Origin of the sequence: Streptomyces sp. NPDC029044 (assembly GCF_040637495.1) — a bacterium.
GTDB lineage: Bacteria > Actinomycetota > Actinomycetes > Streptomycetales > Streptomycetaceae > Streptomyces.
This window is the reverse complement of record NZ_JBEZWN010000003.1, coordinates 169,220-186,160: the sequence shown is the minus strand read 5'-3', so window position 1 is coordinate 186,160 and position 16,941 is coordinate 169,220. Positions and strand designations below refer to the sequence as shown.

General features: G+C 70.2%; 11 protein-coding genes and 1 riboswitch. Of the genes, 6 read left to right on the top strand and 5 right to left on the bottom strand.

The window, feature by feature from the left end; translation table 11 throughout:
• Positions 1 to 233 precede the first annotated feature (233 nt).
• Positions 234 to 1,988: a YibE/F family protein gene (locus tag AB0E85_RS04310; RefSeq protein ID WP_361922225.1), complete on the bottom strand. Its 1,755-nt coding sequence runs from the start codon at positions 1,986 to 1,988 to the stop codon at positions 234 to 236.
• Between the two features lie 72 nt (positions 1,989 to 2,060).
• Positions 2,061 to 2,250, top strand: a riboswitch (TPP riboswitch).
• On the opposite strand from AB0E85_RS04310, the gene thiC reads away from it, so the two are divergent.
• A complete protein-coding gene (thiC, locus tag AB0E85_RS04305; protein ID WP_361922223.1) occupies positions 2,243 to 4,027 on the top strand; it encodes a phosphomethylpyrimidine synthase ThiC in 1,785 nt (594 codons plus the stop codon). (Overlaps the previous riboswitch by 8 nt.)
• A 90-nt stretch (positions 4,028 to 4,117) precedes the next feature.
• Here the strand turns inward: thiC and AB0E85_RS04300 are convergent, their stop codons facing one another.
• The 3 genes from AB0E85_RS04300 to AB0E85_RS04290 form a co-directional block, all read right to left on the bottom strand.
• Positions 4,118 to 4,981, bottom strand: coding sequence for a hypothetical protein (locus tag AB0E85_RS04300; RefSeq protein ID WP_361922221.1), 864 nt, complete (start codon positions 4,979 to 4,981; stop codon positions 4,118 to 4,120).
• Positions 4,982 to 5,164: 183 nt separating this feature from the next.
• Positions 5,165 to 6,256 carry a metallophosphoesterase gene (locus tag AB0E85_RS04295; RefSeq protein ID WP_361922219.1) on the bottom strand — a complete coding sequence of 364 codons (1,092 nt, stop codon included), beginning with the start codon at positions 6,254 to 6,256 and terminating at the stop codon, positions 5,165 to 5,167.
• A 278-nt stretch (positions 6,257 to 6,534) separates the two neighbouring features.
• Entirely contained in the window at positions 6,535 to 7,647 is a 1,113-nt protein-coding gene (locus AB0E85_RS04290) for a LacI family DNA-binding transcriptional regulator (protein WP_161364716.1), read from the bottom strand.
• Positions 7,648 to 8,077: 430 nt separating this feature from the next.
• Between AB0E85_RS04290 and hisC the strand changes: the two genes are divergently transcribed.
• The gene (gene hisC / locus AB0E85_RS04285; protein ID WP_361922217.1) at positions 8,078 to 9,157 is read left to right on the top strand and encodes a histidinol-phosphate transaminase; all 1,080 of its coding nucleotides are present in this window, start codon (positions 8,078 to 8,080) and stop codon (positions 9,155 to 9,157) included.
• A 21-nt stretch (positions 9,158 to 9,178) separates the two neighbouring features.
• On the opposite strand, the gene AB0E85_RS04280 is transcribed toward hisC, so the two are convergent.
• Positions 9,179 to 9,571 carry a cyclophilin-like fold protein gene (locus AB0E85_RS04280; RefSeq protein ID WP_161364721.1) on the bottom strand — a complete coding sequence of 131 codons (393 nt, stop codon included), beginning with the start codon at positions 9,569 to 9,571 and terminating at the stop codon, positions 9,179 to 9,181.
• 149 nt (positions 9,572 to 9,720) lie between these two features.
• Between AB0E85_RS04280 and AB0E85_RS04275 the strand changes: the two genes are divergently transcribed.
• The 4 genes from AB0E85_RS04275 to AB0E85_RS04260 all read left to right on the top strand — a co-directional run bounded on the left by AB0E85_RS04275 (position 9,721) and on the right by AB0E85_RS04260 (position 16,924).
• Entirely contained in the window at positions 9,721 to 11,229 is a 1,509-nt protein-coding gene (locus tag AB0E85_RS04275) for a cytochrome ubiquinol oxidase subunit I (protein ID WP_361922214.1), read from the top strand.
• Positions 11,230 to 11,249: 20 nt separating this feature from the next.
• Positions 11,250 to 12,254 carry a cytochrome d ubiquinol oxidase subunit II gene (gene cydB, locus AB0E85_RS04270; protein ID WP_361922212.1) on the top strand — a complete coding sequence of 335 codons (1,005 nt, stop codon included), beginning with the start codon at positions 11,250 to 11,252 and terminating at the stop codon, positions 12,252 to 12,254.
• Positions 12,255 to 12,266: 12 nt separating this feature from the next.
• Positions 12,267 to 15,755, top strand: coding sequence for a thiol reductant ABC exporter subunit CydD (gene cydD, locus AB0E85_RS04265; RefSeq protein ID WP_361922211.1), 3,489 nt, complete (start codon positions 12,267 to 12,269; stop codon positions 15,753 to 15,755).
• A 101-nt stretch (positions 15,756 to 15,856) separates the two neighbouring features.
• Positions 15,857 to 16,924 (top strand): peptidoglycan DD-metalloendopeptidase family protein, encoded by a 1,068-nt coding sequence (locus AB0E85_RS04260; protein ID WP_361922209.1) that lies wholly within the window; start codon positions 15,857 to 15,859, stop codon positions 16,922 to 16,924.
• Positions 16,925 to 16,941: the final 17 nt, after the last annotated feature.

Sequence of the window (16,941 nt, the reverse complement as noted above, 5' to 3'; positions counted from 1 at the left end):
TCCAGGCCCGCACCAGACACAGCGGGTCAGGCCCGCACCAGCCGTCGGGGCGCAGGCTCGCGTCAGGCGACGGAGGCGCAGGCTCACACCAGCCGCTGGGGGGCCAGGCCCGCACCAGCCGCCGGGGAGCGCAGGATCGCGTCAGACGCCATGCGCCATGCGCCACACGTCAGATGCCAGACGCTGGAGCCCCACGCCTTCGCAGGCGTCCGCAGCGCAGAGGCGCAGAGGCGTCAGCGCTTGCGGCGTCGGCCCCTCCCCCCGCGCGCCGGGACCGCGGAGGCCTCCAGGGCGGGTTCCGTGCCGGGCCGGTCGGCCGAGACCACCAGCGCCGCCAGGGCCGTGGTGACCGGCACCGAGGCGACCAGGCCGATCGAACCGACCAGCGTGCGCACGATCTCCTCCGCGACCAGCTCGCTGTTGGCGACCGTACCCACACTGCTCTGCGCGATCGAGAACAGCAGCAGCAGCGGCAACGCGGCACCCGCGTAGGCGAGGACGAGCGTGTTGACGACCGAGGCGATGTGGTCGCGGCCGATCCGGATGCCCGCACGGTAGAGCCCGCGCCACCCCATCGACGGGTTGGCCTCGTGCAGCTCCCAGACCGCCGAGGTCTGGGTGACCGTCACGTCGTCGAGCACACCCAGTGAGCCGATGATGATGCCGGCGAGCAGCAGACCGCTCATGTCGATCGTCGGGTAGAGACCGTGGATCAGACCGGTGTTGTCATCGGTGTTGCCGGTGAGCGCGGCCCAGTCGATGAACACCGAGCCGAGGATGCCGATCAGCAGCAACGAGATGAGGGTGCCCAGCACCGCCACGGATGTCCGGGCGGACAGACCATGGCAGAGGTACAGGGCGATGAGCATGATGGCGCTCGCTCCCACCACCGCCACGACCAGCGGGTTCGAGCCCTGCAGGATCGCGGGCAGGATGAAGAAGTTGAGCACCATGAAGCTGATGGCCAGCGAGATCAGTGCCATGACACCCCGCAGCCGCCCGACGACCACGACGGCGACGGCGAAGATGCCGGCGAGCAGAGCCATGGGCAGCCGACGGTTGACGTCGGTGACCGAGTACTGCAGGTCCTTCGGCGCCGAGGGCTCGTAGGCGACGACGACCTTCTGGCCCTCGTGCAGCTGCCGGGACTGGTCGGGCTGGACGATCTCGGTGAACGTACGGCCCTTGTCGTCGCCGCTGTCGACCCGGATCGTCGCCCGCTTGCAGGTGCCCTGCTCCTGCTGCACCGCGGAGGAACCCTCCGCGGTGGAGGTGTCGCCGGTCGGCGGAACGCCCGAAGCGCCGGCCTCCTTGCAGCTCACCTCGACCACCTTGGTGACCGTGGCGTCCTGCGTCTGCCGGTCGAAGCCGACGCCGGTGCGCTCGTGAGCCGGGGCGCCGCCCGGCCACAGCACGACGAGACCGACCAGCACCGCCGCGGCGAACGGGATCAGGACCGCCGCGATGACCTTGCGCAGGTGCAGGGAGACGGGCGCGGCCGGCCCGTGGCTGTGCGAATGCCCGTGCCCGCCGCCCGGCGCGGAACCGTGACCGTCGCCTCCGCCACGGCCATTGCCGTCACCGGAACCGTGACCGTCACCTCCGCCACGGCCGCTGCCGTCAGCGCCACCGTGCTCGTGTCCGCCACGGCCATTGCTGTCACCGGAGCCGTGACCGTGGCCATGTCCGTCGCCGCCACCGGAACCAGCAGGGCCGTGCCCCGGTCCCCGCCCGCCCGTGGGAGCGCCATGACCACCGTGAGAACCGGCACCCGGGCCGCCACCGAAGCCCGGTCCGTACTCACCGCCGCCCGAGGGACCGAAGCGCCCGTCACGCCCGTATCCGGGCCCGGGGCCCTGCCGGCCGGCTTGCCCCTGCCGGCCTCCGGCGGCGAAATCATGGCCGTCACCACGGCCGTTGCCGTTTCCGGCGCCGGATCCGCGGGGCGGCTCGGGCGGTGGGTAGGGGGGACGCTGCGTCGTGGTCACCGACCGATCATCGCAAGAACGAGGGGGGCCCTCTGTTCACCGCGCCAGAATTGCCGCTAGCGTGGAGGCACCTTTTGTACACGCGGGAGCTCGGAGCACCGGGCTGAGAGGGCGCTGACCTCCGTCCCAGCGATGTTTCACATGAAACATCGCCGGAGTCGAGTGATGTTTCACACGAAACGTCGCCGGACGGAAACCGCTGCGTCGACCGCCGAACCTGTTACCGGGTAATGCCGGCGTAGGGAGTAGGTCTGATGACCAACAAGGACGCACGCACGCCTGCCTCCGTTCAGGACGAGAAGTCCGAGGAGGCCGGGAAGTCCATCGGCTGGCACAAGGCGTACATCGAGGGCACCCGCCCCGACCTGCGCGTGCCGGTCCGTCAGGTGCACCTCACGAACGGCCAGTCGGTCACGCTGTACGACACGTCGGGCCCGTACACCGATCCGCTCGTCGACACCGACGTCCGCAGGGGCCTGTCGCCGCTGCGCGAGAACTGGATCATCGCCCGCGGCGACACCGAGGAGTACGCGGGCCGCCCCGTCCGTCCCGAGGACGACGGCATCAAGCACACCTCGCCCCGCGGCGGCCTCCGCAACCTGGACGCCGTCTTCCCCGGCCGGCCCCGCCTGCCGCGCCGTGGCAGGGAGGGCCAGGCCGTCACGCAGCTCGCGTACGCCCGCCGGGGAGAGATCACGCCCGAGATGGAGTACGTCGCCATCAGGGAGAACGTGGCTCCCGAGGATGTGCGCGACGAGATCGCCGCAGGGCGGGCCGTGCTGCCGGCCAACGTCAACCACCCGGAGATCGAGCCGATGATCATCGGCAAGCGGTTCCTGGTGAAGGTCAACGCCAACATCGGCAACTCGGCCGTGACGTCCTCCATCGAGGAGGAGGTCGAGAAGATGACCTGGGCGACCCGCTGGGGCGCCGACACGGTCATGGACCTGTCCACCGGCCGCAACATCCACACCACGCGCGAGTGGGTCCTGCGCAACTCCCCCGTCCCCATCGGCACCGTGCCGCTCTACCAGGCACTGGAGAAGGTCGACGGCAGGGCCGAGGAACTGACCTGGGAGATCTACAAGGACACGGTCATCGAGCAGGCCGAGCAGGGCGTGGACTACATGACGGTCCACGCGGGCGTTCGCCTGGCGTACGTGCCGCTGACCGCGAACCGCAAGACCGGCATCGTCTCCCGCGGCGGCTCGATCATGGCCGCCTGGTGCCTCGCACACCACAAGGAGTCGTTCCTGTACGAGAACTTCGAGGAACTCTGCGAGATCCTCGCCGCGTACGACGTCACGTACTCGCTGGGGGACGGCCTGCGGCCCGGATCGATCGCGGACGCCAACGACGAGGCGCAGTTCGCGGAGCTGCGCACACTCGGGGAACTCAACCGGATCGCGAAGCGTTTCAACGTACAGACCATGATCGAGGGCCCGGGCCACGTCCCGATGCACAAGATCAAGGAGAACATCGACCTTCAGCAGGAGATCTGCGATGAAGCTCCGTTCTATACGCTCGGCCCGCTGACCACGGACGTCGCGCCGGCGTACGACCACATCACCTCCGGCATCGGTGCCGCGATGATCGCCTGGTGGGGCACGGCGATGCTCTGCTACGTCACGCCCAAGGAGCACTTGGGCCTGCCGAACCGTGACGACGTCAAGACCGGCGTCATCACCTACAAGATCGCCGCCCACGCAGCCGATCTCGCCAAGGGACACCCGGGTGCGCAGGAGTGGGACGACGCGCTGTCCGACGCCCGTTTCGAGTTCCGGTGGGAGGACCAGTTCAACCTGGCCCTCGACCCGGACACGGCACGGGAGTTCCACGACGAGACCCTGCCCGCCGAGCCCGCCAAGACGGCTCACTTCTGCTCGATGTGCGGTCCCAAGTTCTGCAGCATGAAGATCTCGCAGGACATCCGCCGTGAACACGGCGGCACACGGACCGAGATCGAGGAGGGCATGGCCCTGAAGTCGAAGGAGTTCGCGGCGAGCGGGAACCGCGTGTACCTGCCCATCGCGGACTGACCCGGCCGCGCACAGGCCCGGGGGCCGATGGTCCCCCGGCCTGTGGGTCCGCCCGCTCGAATCCGCAGCTCGGACGGGCTCCGGCGAGTGCTACTCCGGCTGGTGCTCCGGCCCTCCGAAGTCCGGGCTGGTGTAGTCCGGGCTGCTGAAGCTGGGGCGCGAGCCGCGGTCGCCGTCGTCCGGGCTGGTGAACCCCGGGCGGCCGTAGCCGAGGTGCGGCATGCGGCTGACCGGCGTGGGCGAGGGCGTGTGGTGCAGTGCTGCCGCCGCGCCGGGGTCGACGAGGGCCTCCCGCAGGAAGGGCAGGATGCCGCGTTCCAGCAGGGCCTCGTGCCAGGCCTCCTTGGCCTGGGCCACCTCGCCCTGCAGTTCGCCGTACGGTCCGCCTTCGGCCGAGGGCTTGTTCCGCAGGGCCGTGAGCAGCAGTCCCACCGCGGCTACGAGGATCGCCACCGCGGTCACGGCGCCGAACACCCAGCCCGTGGTGAGCATGGTCCGGGCGAAGCCCTGATCCGGGTCGATCATCCGCAGGATGTAACCGACGAGCAGGAAGATCGCCGCGGCCGTTCCGGCGAGGACGGGCGCGAGGACGGCGACGACGGCGACGGCGCCCGCGCCGGCGGTCTCGGCGACCCCTCCCATGGCGGTGACGAGTCCCGAGGCGCCCGCGGGCTCGGCGGAACCGGATTCGCGCACGGCCTGCGAGCCGGCCGACGCCGGCTGTCGCAGTTCGTCGCGGACCTTGACGTAGTGCTGGTACTCGGCCGACGCCGCCGCCGTGATGAGTGCGGTCGCGTTCAGCGCCATGGTGCGCAGTTGTTCGGGGTTGAGCCGCTGACCGACAGCGGCCAGTTCGGGACGGTGTGGTGCGGAGCGCAGCGCCTCATCGAGGATCCGCTCGTATTCCTGGCGGTCCTCGCTCAGCAGGTGCTGCGGAACGCTGTTCATGTGCATCCCCCGATGCTCCGTAGGGCTTGGGGCTCGGCATGCTGACGAGCCGTCGGGCAGAAACGGAGGGGAGCCTGCTACGGATAAGCCGATGGTAGAGCGGTGACGGTATGCGGTGACAGGGGGTTTACCGAAATTGACCCGTCACCGGCCCGGTCCTCCGAAGGGGAACGCCTGCCCGGTGAACGTTCACGTATCCAGCGGCAGTTGCTCGACCAGTAGCTTTCCGGCCATGGTCACGCCACCGTCCATCGCGATGGCGAGGCCGTCGGCGTAGACGTGCGGTCCCTCGATCACGGGGTCGCGGTTGTCCTCGTCGTCCTCGGAGCCGACCTCGCCCAGCAGATACGGAATCGGGCTGTGCCCGTGAACGATGCGGGTGCCCCCGTACGTATCGAGCAGGGAGCGCACGGCGTCAGCGCCGCCCTCGTCGCGGAAGGAGAACCGCTTGGTGAACTTGCGGAACAGGTCCCAGACCTCGTCCGCGTCGTTGCGGGTGATCGTCTCGCGGACGGTGTCGTTGACCTCTTCGATGGAGCGGCCGTAGTCGAGGTAGGCGGTGGTGTCGGAGTGGACGAGCAGGTGCCCGTCGACCTCCTCGATGGCGTCAAGACGCGACATCCACTGAAGGTGGTGGTCCTGGAGGCGGTCCATGTCCGTCTTCTGGCCGCCGTTGAGGAGCCACGCCGCCTGGAAGGTGGCGGTGCCCGCGCCGGAGTTGATGGGGGTGTCGCCGAACCGCTTGGCACCGAGCAGCAGCAGCTCGTGGTTGCCCATGAGCGCCTTGCAGTAGCCGCCGGCCGCGGCCGCCTCGGCGGACAGCCGCATCACGAGGTCGATGACGCCGATGCCGTCCGGTCCGCGGTCGGTGAAGTCGCCGAGGAACCACAGCCGGGCGGTGCCCGCGCACCAGTTTCCGGCGGCGTCGAGCAGGCCCTTCTCCTGGAGGGCCGACACCAGCTGGTCGAGGTAGCCGTGCACGTCACCCACGACGTACAGCGGGCCCTGCCCGGTGGTGGCCTGCGGGGCGGCGGCGTTCTCGGGGTCCACGGTCACCTGGACAGTGTCACCCCGGTTGATGACGGGAAGGTCGCGCTCGGTCGGCGTGTACCCCTCGGGATAGGCCTCCTCGGGCGGCGGAGCGACGTCACCGGGGTGGACGCTGTGGACGTACGGACCGGTCTCGTGGACGTACGCGGGCACCCGGAAGTCGCGCAACGTCGCCGTCCGCTCCACCTCGGGTCCCTGACCGGCCCCCTGAGTCATCGACCCCTCCACCATCGCGCCGCATTGCACCGCATCGGACTGCCTGGTCGTAGCGGCCCGCGGGTGTCGTGGGCCCATCATAGGAATGCGGATCGCGCCATGTGATGACCCAGGGGTGGTGAATCAGAGCAGGAGTCCAGTTCACCGCGGCTTTCGCCCCGATTGGGCCGGGCTTTGACCACCGTGTGACCGCCCTCGCTCTTCTGCTCTTCGCGAGAACGATCCCTTCTCTCCGGGGGACCGGCCCTGTTTCTCCCCAGGAGTACGACCTTCCCTCTACCCGCGGACGGGACCTACGTCTCCTCGGGCGATCGCGGCGGGCTGACCGTCGTGCGCGGCGAGCGTCGCTGGGACGAGGTGCGCACGATCAGCTCCGTCGGTATCACCTGCTCCACCGGCCGGTCGGATTCCACTCCCTCGATGGCGTCGATGAGGAGCTGCACCACCGCCGTGCCGATGCGTCGGGGCTTGAGGGAGAGCGTGGTGATCGGCGGCTCGGTGTTGGCGTACACGGTGGACTCGCTACAGCAGACCAGCAGCAGGTCGTCCGGGACGCGCAGGCCGTAGCGGCGGGCCGCGGCGAGCAGGTCGGTGCCGTTCGGGTCGAACAGTCCGTAGACCGCGTCGGGCCGGTCGGGCCGGGCGAGCAGCCGGTCGGCGGCCACGGCTCCCGCGCACGGATCGTGCGCCGGGTAGGCCTCGTACACCGGATCCTGGCCCACCCGCTCGCACCAGCGCAGGTAGGCCGTGGTCGACAGATGGGTGTACGTGTCCGTCGACGTGCCGGTCAGCAGGCCGATGCGGCGGGCGCCGGCGTCGGCCAGGTGGTCGAGGATGCCGAGGACGGCGGCCTCGTGGTCGTTGTCGACCCAGGCGGTGACCGGCAGTGCGCCGGCCGGGCGCCCGTCGGAGACGACCGGCAGACCCTGCCGGACGAGTTCGCTGACGACCGGGTCCTGGTCGGAGGGGTCGATGACGACGGTGCCGTCCAGGGCGACGTTCGACCACACGTCGTGGCGGGAGGTCGCGGGCAGGATGACGAGGGCGTAGCCGCGGGCGAGCGCGGCGGAGGTGGCGGCCCGCGCCATCTCCGCGAAGTACGCGAACTCCGTGAAGGTGAAAGGTTCATCCCCGTACGTGGTGACGGTCAGGCCGATGAGTCCCGACTTGCCGGTACGGAGGGTCCGGGCGGCGGCCGAGGGGCGGTAGCCCAGCCGGTCGGCGACCTCGCGGACATGGCGCCGGGTGGCGTCCGGGAGCCGGCCCTTGCCGTTGAGGGCGTCGGAGACGGTTGTGATGGAGACTCCGGCTGCGGCGGCCACGTCTCTGATGCCCGCCCGACCCGGCCTGCTGCCTCGCCGTGAGGTTTCCGCGCGGCTCACCTGGTGCTTCCCTGCTGCTGTCATGGCGAGCCGATAGTAGGGCTCATGCGGTGGGGTAGTGCGGACGCATATGCACGCGTTGACAGGCACGTTTCTGCATGATCATTTAACAGTAATTGCTTTGGAAACAAAGGGTGTTGAGCGCTCTCATGGCAGTACGTGTCTTGTCGGCGCGCACGGGCCTGCCAAGTGGGCGAGGTTGCGAAGAGGTCTCAACTCACCTGCACGAGGGATGCGCGCCACGGCGTGCACCACCGGCGCGTAGATATATGTGAGGCGCGCCCCTGGATTCGTACGCCTTGGTGCGGTGATGCCCCTGATGCCGGTGGGACGGGGAGGACAGGGCCCGCTGCTCGGTCGTTGCTCTACGCAGCGGCGCCGAATCCTCATAAGGTGAGGAGTATTGGATGTCGGCGGCGGTCATGGGCCGCCGGTCTTCACGAGGAGGACTGCGGTGAGCGAGACGAGCCCCAAGCTGCGCGCCGAGCTGGAGGGGATCCCCACCTACAAGCCGGGCAAGCCCGCTGCGGCGGGTGGACCGGTGGCCTACAAGCTGTCCTCCAACGAGAACCCGTATCCGCCGCTGCCCGGCGTGATGGAGACCGTCACGGCGGCGGCCTGCAATTTCAACCGCTACCCGGACATGGCCTGTACGGCGCTGATGAACGAGCTGTCCGAGCGGTTCGGCGTGCCCCTCTCCCACCTGGCCACCGGTACCGGATCAGTCGGTGTCGCCCAGCAGCTGATCCAGGCCACCTCCGGCCCGGGCGACGAGGTGATCTACGCCTGGCGCTCGTTCGAGGCGTACCCGATCATCACGCAGATCAGCGGCGCGACCTCGGTCCAGGTGCCGCTGACGCCCGGCGATGTGCACGACCTCGACGCCATGGCCGACGCGATCACCGACCGGACGCGGCTGATCTTCGTCTGCAACCCCAACAACCCCACGGGCACGGTGGTGCGGCGGGCGGAGCTGGAGCGTTTCCTGGACCGGGTCCCGAGCGATGTGCTGGTGGTCCTCGACGAGGCCTACCGCGAGTTCATTCGCGATCCCGAGGTGCCGGACGGTGTCGAGCTCTACCGCGACCGGCCCAACGTGTGTGTGCTGCGGACCTTCTCGAAGGCCTACGGCCTCGCCGGCCTGCGTGTCGGGTTCGCCATCGCCCACGAACCGGTGGCCGCGGCGCTGCGCAAGACGGCTGTGCCGTTCGGCGTGAGCCAGCTCGCGCAGGAGGCGGCGATCGCCTCGATGCGGGCCGAGGACGAACTGTTCGGCCGGGTCGGCTCGCTGGTGTGCGAGCGCACGCGCGTGGTCGACGGGCTGCGCTCGCAGGGCTGGACGGTGCCCGAGACCCAGGCCAACTTCGTGTGGCTGCGGCTGGGGGAGCGTACGGTCGCGTTCGCTCAGGCGTGTGAGCAGGCGGGTGTGGTCATCCGGCCGTTCCCGGGTGAGGGTGTGCGGGTGACGGTCGGGGAGACCGAGGCGAACGACATCTTCCTGAAGGTGTCCGAAGGGTTCCGTAAGGAGTCGTAGCCCTCGCCTCTGGGGGCCGGATCAGGCTTCCAGCAGTTCCACGCGTACGGGTTCGCCGTCCCGCACTGTCGCGAGCAGACCAGGGTCGCCGTCGAGACGGCCGAGGACATTGCACGGGCTTGCGAGGCGGCACTCGTCGCCCCGTGAGATCGGCGTGGGTCCGTAGGGGAGGGCGAGGGCGTCGCCGTCGGTCCAGAAGGCGACGGTGCCCGGCTCGACGACCTCGCGGGCGCCTGTTTCACGTGAGACCGAGACTCCTGTGTCGAAGTACACCTCCTCGCCCCAGGTGCGCGCGGTCGAGACAAGGGGCAGCGCTTTGGCGAGGGCCTGGCTTGTCGGGGTGTCGTCGAGCGACGCCGTGAGATGGCCCGCGGGCCAGGAGATCCGTATCCGTAGCGGTGTCGGTGTCTGCATGCCGTCGATTCAACAATATGTTGAAGTTCACGCCAAGAGGCCTGTTGTGACCGGCGCGACAGGGGACCCCCTCCAGGGCTCGAAAGTCCGTGCTGCATAATGGCTTGTGAATGTGAACGCTTTCACAAGCGTAGGTAAGGAGCGGCGACGTGGACCTGGCTTTGGCGCCGGAGACCCTGGCGCGATGGCAGTTCGGCATCACCACCGTCTACCACTTTCTGTTCGTCCCCCTGACGATCTCCCTGGCCGCGCTCACGGCCGGTCTGCAGACGGCATGGGTGCGGACGGAGAAGGAGAAGTACCTCCGGGCGACGAAGTTCTGGGGCAAGCTCTTCCTGATCAACATCGCGATGGGCGTGGTCACCGGCATCGTGCAGGAGTTCCAGTTCGGGATGAACTGGTCGGACTACTCGCGCTTCGTGGGTGACGTGTTCGGTGCGCCACTGGCCTTCGAGGCCCTGATCGCGTTCTTCTTCGAGTCGACCTTCATCGGTCTGTGGATCTTCGGCTGGGACAAGCTGCCGAAGAGGATCCACCTGGCCTGCATATGGATGGTCTCGATCGGCACGATCCTGTCGGCCTACTTCATCCTCGCTGCCAACTCCTGGATGCAGCACCCGGTGGGCTACCGGATCAATGAGGCGAAGGGCCGGGCCGAGCTCACCGACTTCTGGCTGGTTCTGACCCAGAACACCGCGCTCGCCCAGGTCTTCCACACGCTCACCGCGGCCTTCCTGACCGGTGGCGCCTTCATGGTCGGCATCGCCGCCTTCCACCTGGTCCGCAAGAAGCACGTCCCCGTGATGAAGACCTCGCTGCGGCTGGGCCTCGTCACCGTTGTCATCGGCGGTCTCCTCACCGCGATCAGCGGTGACGTGCTCGGCAAGATCATGTACCAGCAGCAGCCGATGAAGATGGCCGCGGCCGAGGCGCTGTGGGACGGCGAGAAGCCGGCTCCCTTCTCGGTCTTCGCCGTGGGTGACGTCGACAAGGGCCACAACAAGGTAGCCATCGAGATCCCCGGCCTGCTGTCCTTCCTCGCCAAGGACGACTTCAGCTCGTACGTGCCCGGCATCAACGACGTCAACAAGGCCGAGCAGGAGAAGTACGGGCCCGGTGACTACCGGCCCAACATCCCCGTCGCTTACTGGGGCTTCCGGTGGATGATCGGCTTCGGCATGACGTCGTTCGCCATCGGCCTGGCCGGGCTGTGGCTGACCCGCAAGAAGTTCATGCTGCCGCAGCACCTGAGGGTGGGCGACGACGAGGTGCCGCATCTCGTGCTGCTGCCGAAGAAGGCGCTCGGCCCGACCCTCACCAAGTGGTACTGGCGCATCGCGATCCTCACCCTGGGCTTCCCGCTGATCGCCAGCTCCTGGGGCTGGATCTTCACCGAGATGGGCCGCCAGCCGTGGGTCGTCTACGGACTGTTCCAGACGCGTGACGCGGTCTCCCCCGGTGTCTCCCAGGCCGAGGTCATCACCTCGATGGTCGTCTTCACCACGCTGTACGCGATCCTCGCCGTCGTCGAGGTCAGGCTGCTCGTCAAGTACGTCAAGGCGGGCCCGCCGGAGCTCACCGAGGCCGACCTCAACCCGCCCACGAAGATCGGCGGCGACTCCCGTGACGCCGACAAGCCGATGGCCTTCTCCTACTAGGCCGAGGGAGCTGCACAGTCATGGAACTGCACGACGTCTGGTTCGTCCTGATCGCCGTCCTGTGGACCGGCTACTTCTTCCTGGAGGGCTTCGACTTCGGGGTAGGTGTGCTCACGAAGCTGCTCGCCCGCAACCGGCCCGAGAAGCGGGTGCTGATCAACACCATCGGCCCGGTCTGGGACGGCAACGAGGTGTGGCTGCTCTCGGCGGGCGGCGCGACCTTCGCCGCCTTCCCCGAGTGGTACGCCACACTCTTCTCCGGCTTCTACCTGCCCCTGCTGCTCATCCTCGTCTGCCTGATCGTCCGGGGCGTGGCCTTCGAGTACCGCGTCAAGCGGCCCGAGGAGAACTGGCAGCGCAACTGGGAGACGGCGATCTTCTGGGCCTCGCTGCTGCCCGCGTTCCTCTGGGGTGTGGCCTTCGCGAACATCGTCCGGGGCGTCAAGATCGACCAGGACTTCAACTACGCCGGCGGCGTCCTGGACCTGCTCAACCCGTACGCGCTGCTGGGCGGGCTGGTCACACTGTCGCTGTTCACCTTCCACGGGACGGTGTTCGTCGGGCTCAAGACGGTCGGGGAGATCCGGGAGCGGGCGCGGAAGCTGGCACTGCGCGTCGGGCTGGTGACCGCCCTGCTGGCCCTCGCCTTCCTGCTGTGGACGCAGGCCGACCGGGGTGACGGTTCGTCGCTGGTGGCGATGGTCGCGGCCGTGGTGTCGCTCCTCGTCGCCCTGGCCGCGGCACGGGCCGGGCGTGAGGGCTGGGCGTTCGCCCTGTCGGGACTCACCATCGTGGCCGCGGTGACCATGCTCTTCCTGACGCTCTTTCCGAACGTCATGCCGTCGACGCTGAACCCGGACTGGAGCCTGACGGTCACCAACGCCTCGTCCAGCCCGTACACACTGAAGATCATGACCTGGTGTGCCGGGATCGCCACTCCGGTCGTCCTGCTCTACCAGGGCTGGACGTACTGGGTGTTCCGCAAGCGGATCGGCACGCAGCACATCGCCGAGACCGTGCACTGAGGTGTGTTTCACGTGAAACCAATCGATCCGCGCCTGCTCCGTCACGCCCGTGCCACCCGGGTCTTCCTTGCGGCGGTCGTGGCTCTGGGCGCCATCGGGGCGGGGCTGGTCATCGCGCAGGCGATGCTCATCGCCGAGGTGGTGGTCGGTGCGTTCCAGCACCGCATGGCGTTGTCCGAACTCGGCACTCCCCTGATGTTGTTGGCCGCCGTCGCGGTCGGCCGGGCGCTGGTCGGCTGGCTCACCGAGCTCGCCGCGCACCGGGCGAGCGCGGCGGTGAAGTCCGAACTGCGGGGGCGGCTGCTGGAGCGTTCCGCCGAGCTGGGGCCGGGCTGGCTGAGCGGGCAGCGGACCGGTTCGCTGGTCGCCCTGGCCACCCGGGGAGTGGACGCCCTCGACGACTACTTCTCCCGGTATCTGCCGCAGTTGGGTCTCGCGGTGGTCGTCCCGGTGGCGGTACTGGCGCGGATCGTCACCGAGGACTGGGTCTCCGCGGCCATCATCGTGGGCACCCTCCCGCTCATCCCGGTCTTCATGGTGCTCATCGGCTGGGCGACCCAGTCCCGGATGGACCGTCAGTGGCAGCTGCTGTCACGGCTGTCCGGGCACTTCCTGGACGTCGTCGCGGGACTGCCGACGCTGAAGGTCTTCGGCCGGGCCAAGGCGCAGGCCGAGTCGATCCGGCGGATCACCGGCGAGTACCGGCGGGCGACCATGCGGACGCTGCGGATCGCCTTCATCTCCTCCTTCGCCCTGGAACTGCTCGCGACGATCTCGGTGGCGCTGGTCGCCGTGACGATCGGCATGCGGCTGGTGCACGGGGAGATGGACCTGTACATCGGTCTCGTCATCCTGGTCCTCGCGCCCGAGGCGTATCTGCCGTTGCGGCAGGTCGGGGCGCAGTACCACGCGGCGGCCGAGGGGCTCGCCGCCGCCGAGGAGATCTTCGAGGTCCTGGAGACGCCCGTACCGGCGTCCGGTTCGGCGGCCGTGCCGGAGGGCGCGCTGTCCTTCGAGGGCGTGACCGTCCGGTACCCGGGGCGGTCTGTGGACGCCGTCTCGGACGTGACCTTCAGCGTCGAGCCCGGCGAGACGGTCGCGCTGGTCGGGCCGAGCGGCGCCGGCAAATCGACGCTGCTGAGCGTCCTGCTGGGGTTCGTGCGACCGGACGAGGGCCGGGTGCGGGCCGGGGGAGTCGATCTCGCCGGTGCCGACCTGGAGGCGTGGCGTACCCGGATCGCGTGGGTACCGCAGCGGCCGCATCTGTACGCCGGGACGATCGCCGAGAACGTACGGCTGGCCCGGCCCGATGCAGGCGACGACGCCGTACGGCAGGCGCTGCGGGACGCCGGGGCGCTGGAGTTCGTCGACGCGCTGCCCGAGGGTGTGGACACCGTGCTCGGCGAGGACGGCACCGGGCTGTCCGCCGGGCAGCGGCAGCGGCTCGCGCTGGCCAGGGCATTCCTCGCCGACCGCCCCGTGCTGCTGCTCGACGAGCCGACAGCTGCGCTGGACGGGGCCACCGAGGCCGAGGTCGTCGCGGCGGTGCGGCGCCTCGCGGCCGGCCGGACGGTACTGCTGGTGGTGCACCGGCCGGCACTGCTGGACGTCGCGGACCGGGTCGTGGGGCTGTCCGAGCCCGAGACCTCCGCCGCTGCGGCGGTGACGTCCGCGGTGGCCCGGCGTGCCGGAACGCGGCCCGTCGAGGACGAGCCGCCCACCCCGGCCGAGGCCGTCGGGCAGCCGGCTTCGGGCGGCGTCCTCGCCCGTGTCCGCGCCATGTCCGGTGCCCGGCGCGGGCGGCTGGGACTCGCGTTGCTGCTCGGGAGCCTCGCTCTGGGGAGTGCCGTGGGGCTCATGGCCACCTCCGGCTGGCTGATCTCGCGGGCCTCGCAGCAACCGCCCGTGCTGTATCTGATGATGGCCGTCACCGCGACGCGGGCCTTCGGGATCGGCCGGGCCGTGTTCCGGTACGCCGAGCGGCTGGTGTCGCACGACGCCGTGCTGCGGATGCTGGCGGACACCCGGGTCGATGTGTTCCGCAGGCTGGAGCGGCTGGCGCCGGCCGGACTGCGCCGGGTCCGCCGGGGTGATCTGCTCTCCCGGCTGGTCGCGGACGTGGACGCGCTGCAGGACTACTGGCTGCGGTGGCTGCTGCCGGCCGGGGCGGCCGTCGTCGTGTCGGCCGCGTCGGTCGGCTTCACGGCATGGCTGCTGCCCGAGGCCGGTGCGGTGCTCGCGGCCGGGCTCCTGGCGGCGGGGGTCGGCGTGCCGCTGATCACCGGCGCGGTGGCCCGGCGGGCCGAGCACAGGCTGGCGCCCGCCCGCGGGGTGCTCGCGACGCGGGTGGCCGATCTGCTCACCGGCACCGCGGAGCTGACCGTCGCCGGTGCGCTGCCCGCGCGGAGCGCCCAGGCCCGCGAGGCCGACCGGGCGCTCACCCGGATCGCCTCACGCGCCGCCACCGCCACGGCCCTCGGCGACGGTCTCACCGCGCTGATCTCCGGACTGACCGTCACGGCCGCCGCCCTGGCCGGTGCGCAGGCGGTCGCCGCAGGGCGGCTGGACGGAGTGACCATGGCCGTCGTCGTCCTGACTCCCCTCGCCGCCTTCGAGGCCGTGCTCGGGCTGCCGTCGGCCGTGCAGTACCGGCAGCGCGTGCGCCGCAGCGCGGAGCGGGTGTACGAGGTGCTGGACGCCCCGGAGCCCGTGAGGGAGCCGGAGCGGCCCCGGCAGGCGCCCGCTTCACCCTTCCCGGTTGTGCTCGCAGGGCTCACCGCCCGGTACGCCGGGCAGGAGCGGGACGCGCTCGCCGGGCTCGACCTGACCCTCGACGAGGGCCGCCGCATCGCCGTGGTCGGACCCTCCGGCTCCGGCAAGACCACGCTGGCGCAGGTGCTGCTGCGGTTCCTCGACGCGGAGGCCGGTTCGTACGTGCTGGCGGGCGTGGACGCCTACGCGCTGCGCAGTGACGACGTACGAGGGCTCGTCGGGCTGTGTGCGCAGGACGCGCACCTCTTCGACAGCTCGCTGCGCGAGAACCTGCTGCTCGCCAGGAAGGACGCCACCGAGGACCACCTGCGCGCCGCGCTGCACCGCGCCAGGCTCCTGGACTGGGCCGAAAGTCTGCCCGACGGCCTCGACACGCTCGTGGGCGAGCACGGGGCGCGTCTGTCGGGAGGCCAGCGACAGCGTCTGGCACTGGCCCGGGCGCTGTTGGCCGACTTCCCCGTCCTGGTGCTGGACGAGCCCGCGGAACACCTCGATCTGCCGACCGCCGACGCGCTCACCGCTGATCTGCTGGCGGCGACCGAGGGCCGGACGACGCTGCTCATCACGCACCGGCTGGCGGGCCTCGAAGCGGTAGACGAGGTGATCGTGCTGGACCGGGGGCAGGTGGCCCAGCGCGGTTCCTACGCGGCGCTGCTGGCGATGGAGGGGCCGTTGCGGGAGATGGCCGAGCGGGAGGCGGCGTCGCAGCCGGCGGCGGGAGTGCGGTAGCCACCGGGACCGGTGTGCACTGGGCCGTTCGGCGCAGCCGGTCCCCCAGCCGTACGACGTGAACAGGACCGGGCCCGCAGTGCTGGGCGACGATCGCTGACATGCGCTCATATCGCCGCCATCGGCTAGTGGTTCCGGTCCTGCTGTGCGCACTGACCGTGCTCGCGGCCCGGCCGACGGCGGCGCCCGGGGAACCCGGGAGCGGCACCGGGACCGGCGCGGGCGAGGGCCTCAGCGCCGAGGTGGCGCGGCTGTACGAGGAGGCCGCGGTGGCGACACAGCAGTACGAGGCCGGCCGCGAGGAGGCCGAGAGCCAGCGCGCCGAAGCGCAGCGGGCGGAGGAACTCCTGGACACGCAGCGGCGGCACATCGCCGCCCTGCACGAGGACCTGGGCCGGATCGCCCGGGCGCAGTACCGAACCAGCGGTGGCCTCCCGGTGGCCGCGCACATGATCCTCGCCGACAGCCCCGACGGCCTGATGCGAGGTCAGCACGCCTTCTCACAGGCGCACCTCGCCGTGAACAACGCCATCTCCAGGAACCAGCGCGCCGAGGCACGGCTGGCGGCGGACGAGGCCAGGGCCGCGGAACGGTGGGAGGTGCTGGAAAAGCGCAATCTCCAACTCGCCGGGCTGAAGGCGGACATCGAGCAGAAGCTGGAGACGGCACGCTCACGGCTCCAGGGGGAGGCGGACGCCGCGGTCGCGGCCGGGGCGTGCCGCGGAGCCGTCCGGCTCGACCAGCCGGAGACGGGGTTCACCGACGGCGACTGGGTCGCGCCGGTCGAGACGTACGAACTGTCCGCGTCCTACGGCAGCGGTGGTGCGCGATGGTCCAGTCGGCACACCGGTCAGGACTTCGCGGTGCCGATCGGCACACCGGTGCGGGCCGTGGGTGCGGGCAGGGTCGTGAAGGTGTCCTGCGGCGGCCCCTTCGGCATGGAGATCGTGCTCAAGCACGCGGGCGGCTACTACACGCAGTACGCCCATCTCGCTTCGCTCGCGGTCGACCAGGGGGAGCACGTCAGCCCGGGCCAGTGGATCGGCCAGTCGGGAACCACGGGCAACTCCACCGGGCCACACCTGCACTTCGAGGCCCGAGTCACTCCGGAGACGGGCTCGGCGGTGAACCCGGTGTCGTGGCTGGCGGCGCGCGGGGTGTCCCTCTGAGACACCCCGGCCCCGGT

Bases quoted from the DNA above. Each gene is read 5' to 3' on its own strand.
- AB0E85_RS04280 (WP_161364721.1), bottom strand. From the start codon at position 9,571: ATGCAGACACCGACACCGCTACGGATACGGATCTCCTGGCCCGCGGGC.
- thiC (WP_361922223.1), top strand. From the start codon at position 2,243: ATGACCAACAAGGACGCACGCACGCCTGCCTCCGTTCAGGACGAGAAG.
- AB0E85_RS04260 (WP_361922209.1), top strand. From the start codon at position 15,857: ATGCGCTCATATCGCCGCCATCGGCTAGTGGTTCCGGTCCTGCTGTGC.
- cydB (WP_361922212.1), top strand. From the start codon at position 11,250: ATGGAACTGCACGACGTCTGGTTCGTCCTGATCGCCGTCCTGTGGACC.
- AB0E85_RS04295 (WP_361922219.1), bottom strand. From the start codon at position 6,256: ATGGTGGAGGGGTCGATGACTCAGGGGGCCGGTCAGGGACCCGAGGTG.
- AB0E85_RS04300 (WP_361922221.1), bottom strand. From the start codon at position 4,981: ATGCACATGAACAGCGTTCCGCAGCACCTGCTGAGCGAGGACCGCCAG.
- AB0E85_RS04290 (WP_161364716.1), bottom strand. From the start codon at position 7,647: ATGACAGCAGCAGGGAAGCACCAGGTGAGCCGCGCGGAAACCTCACGG.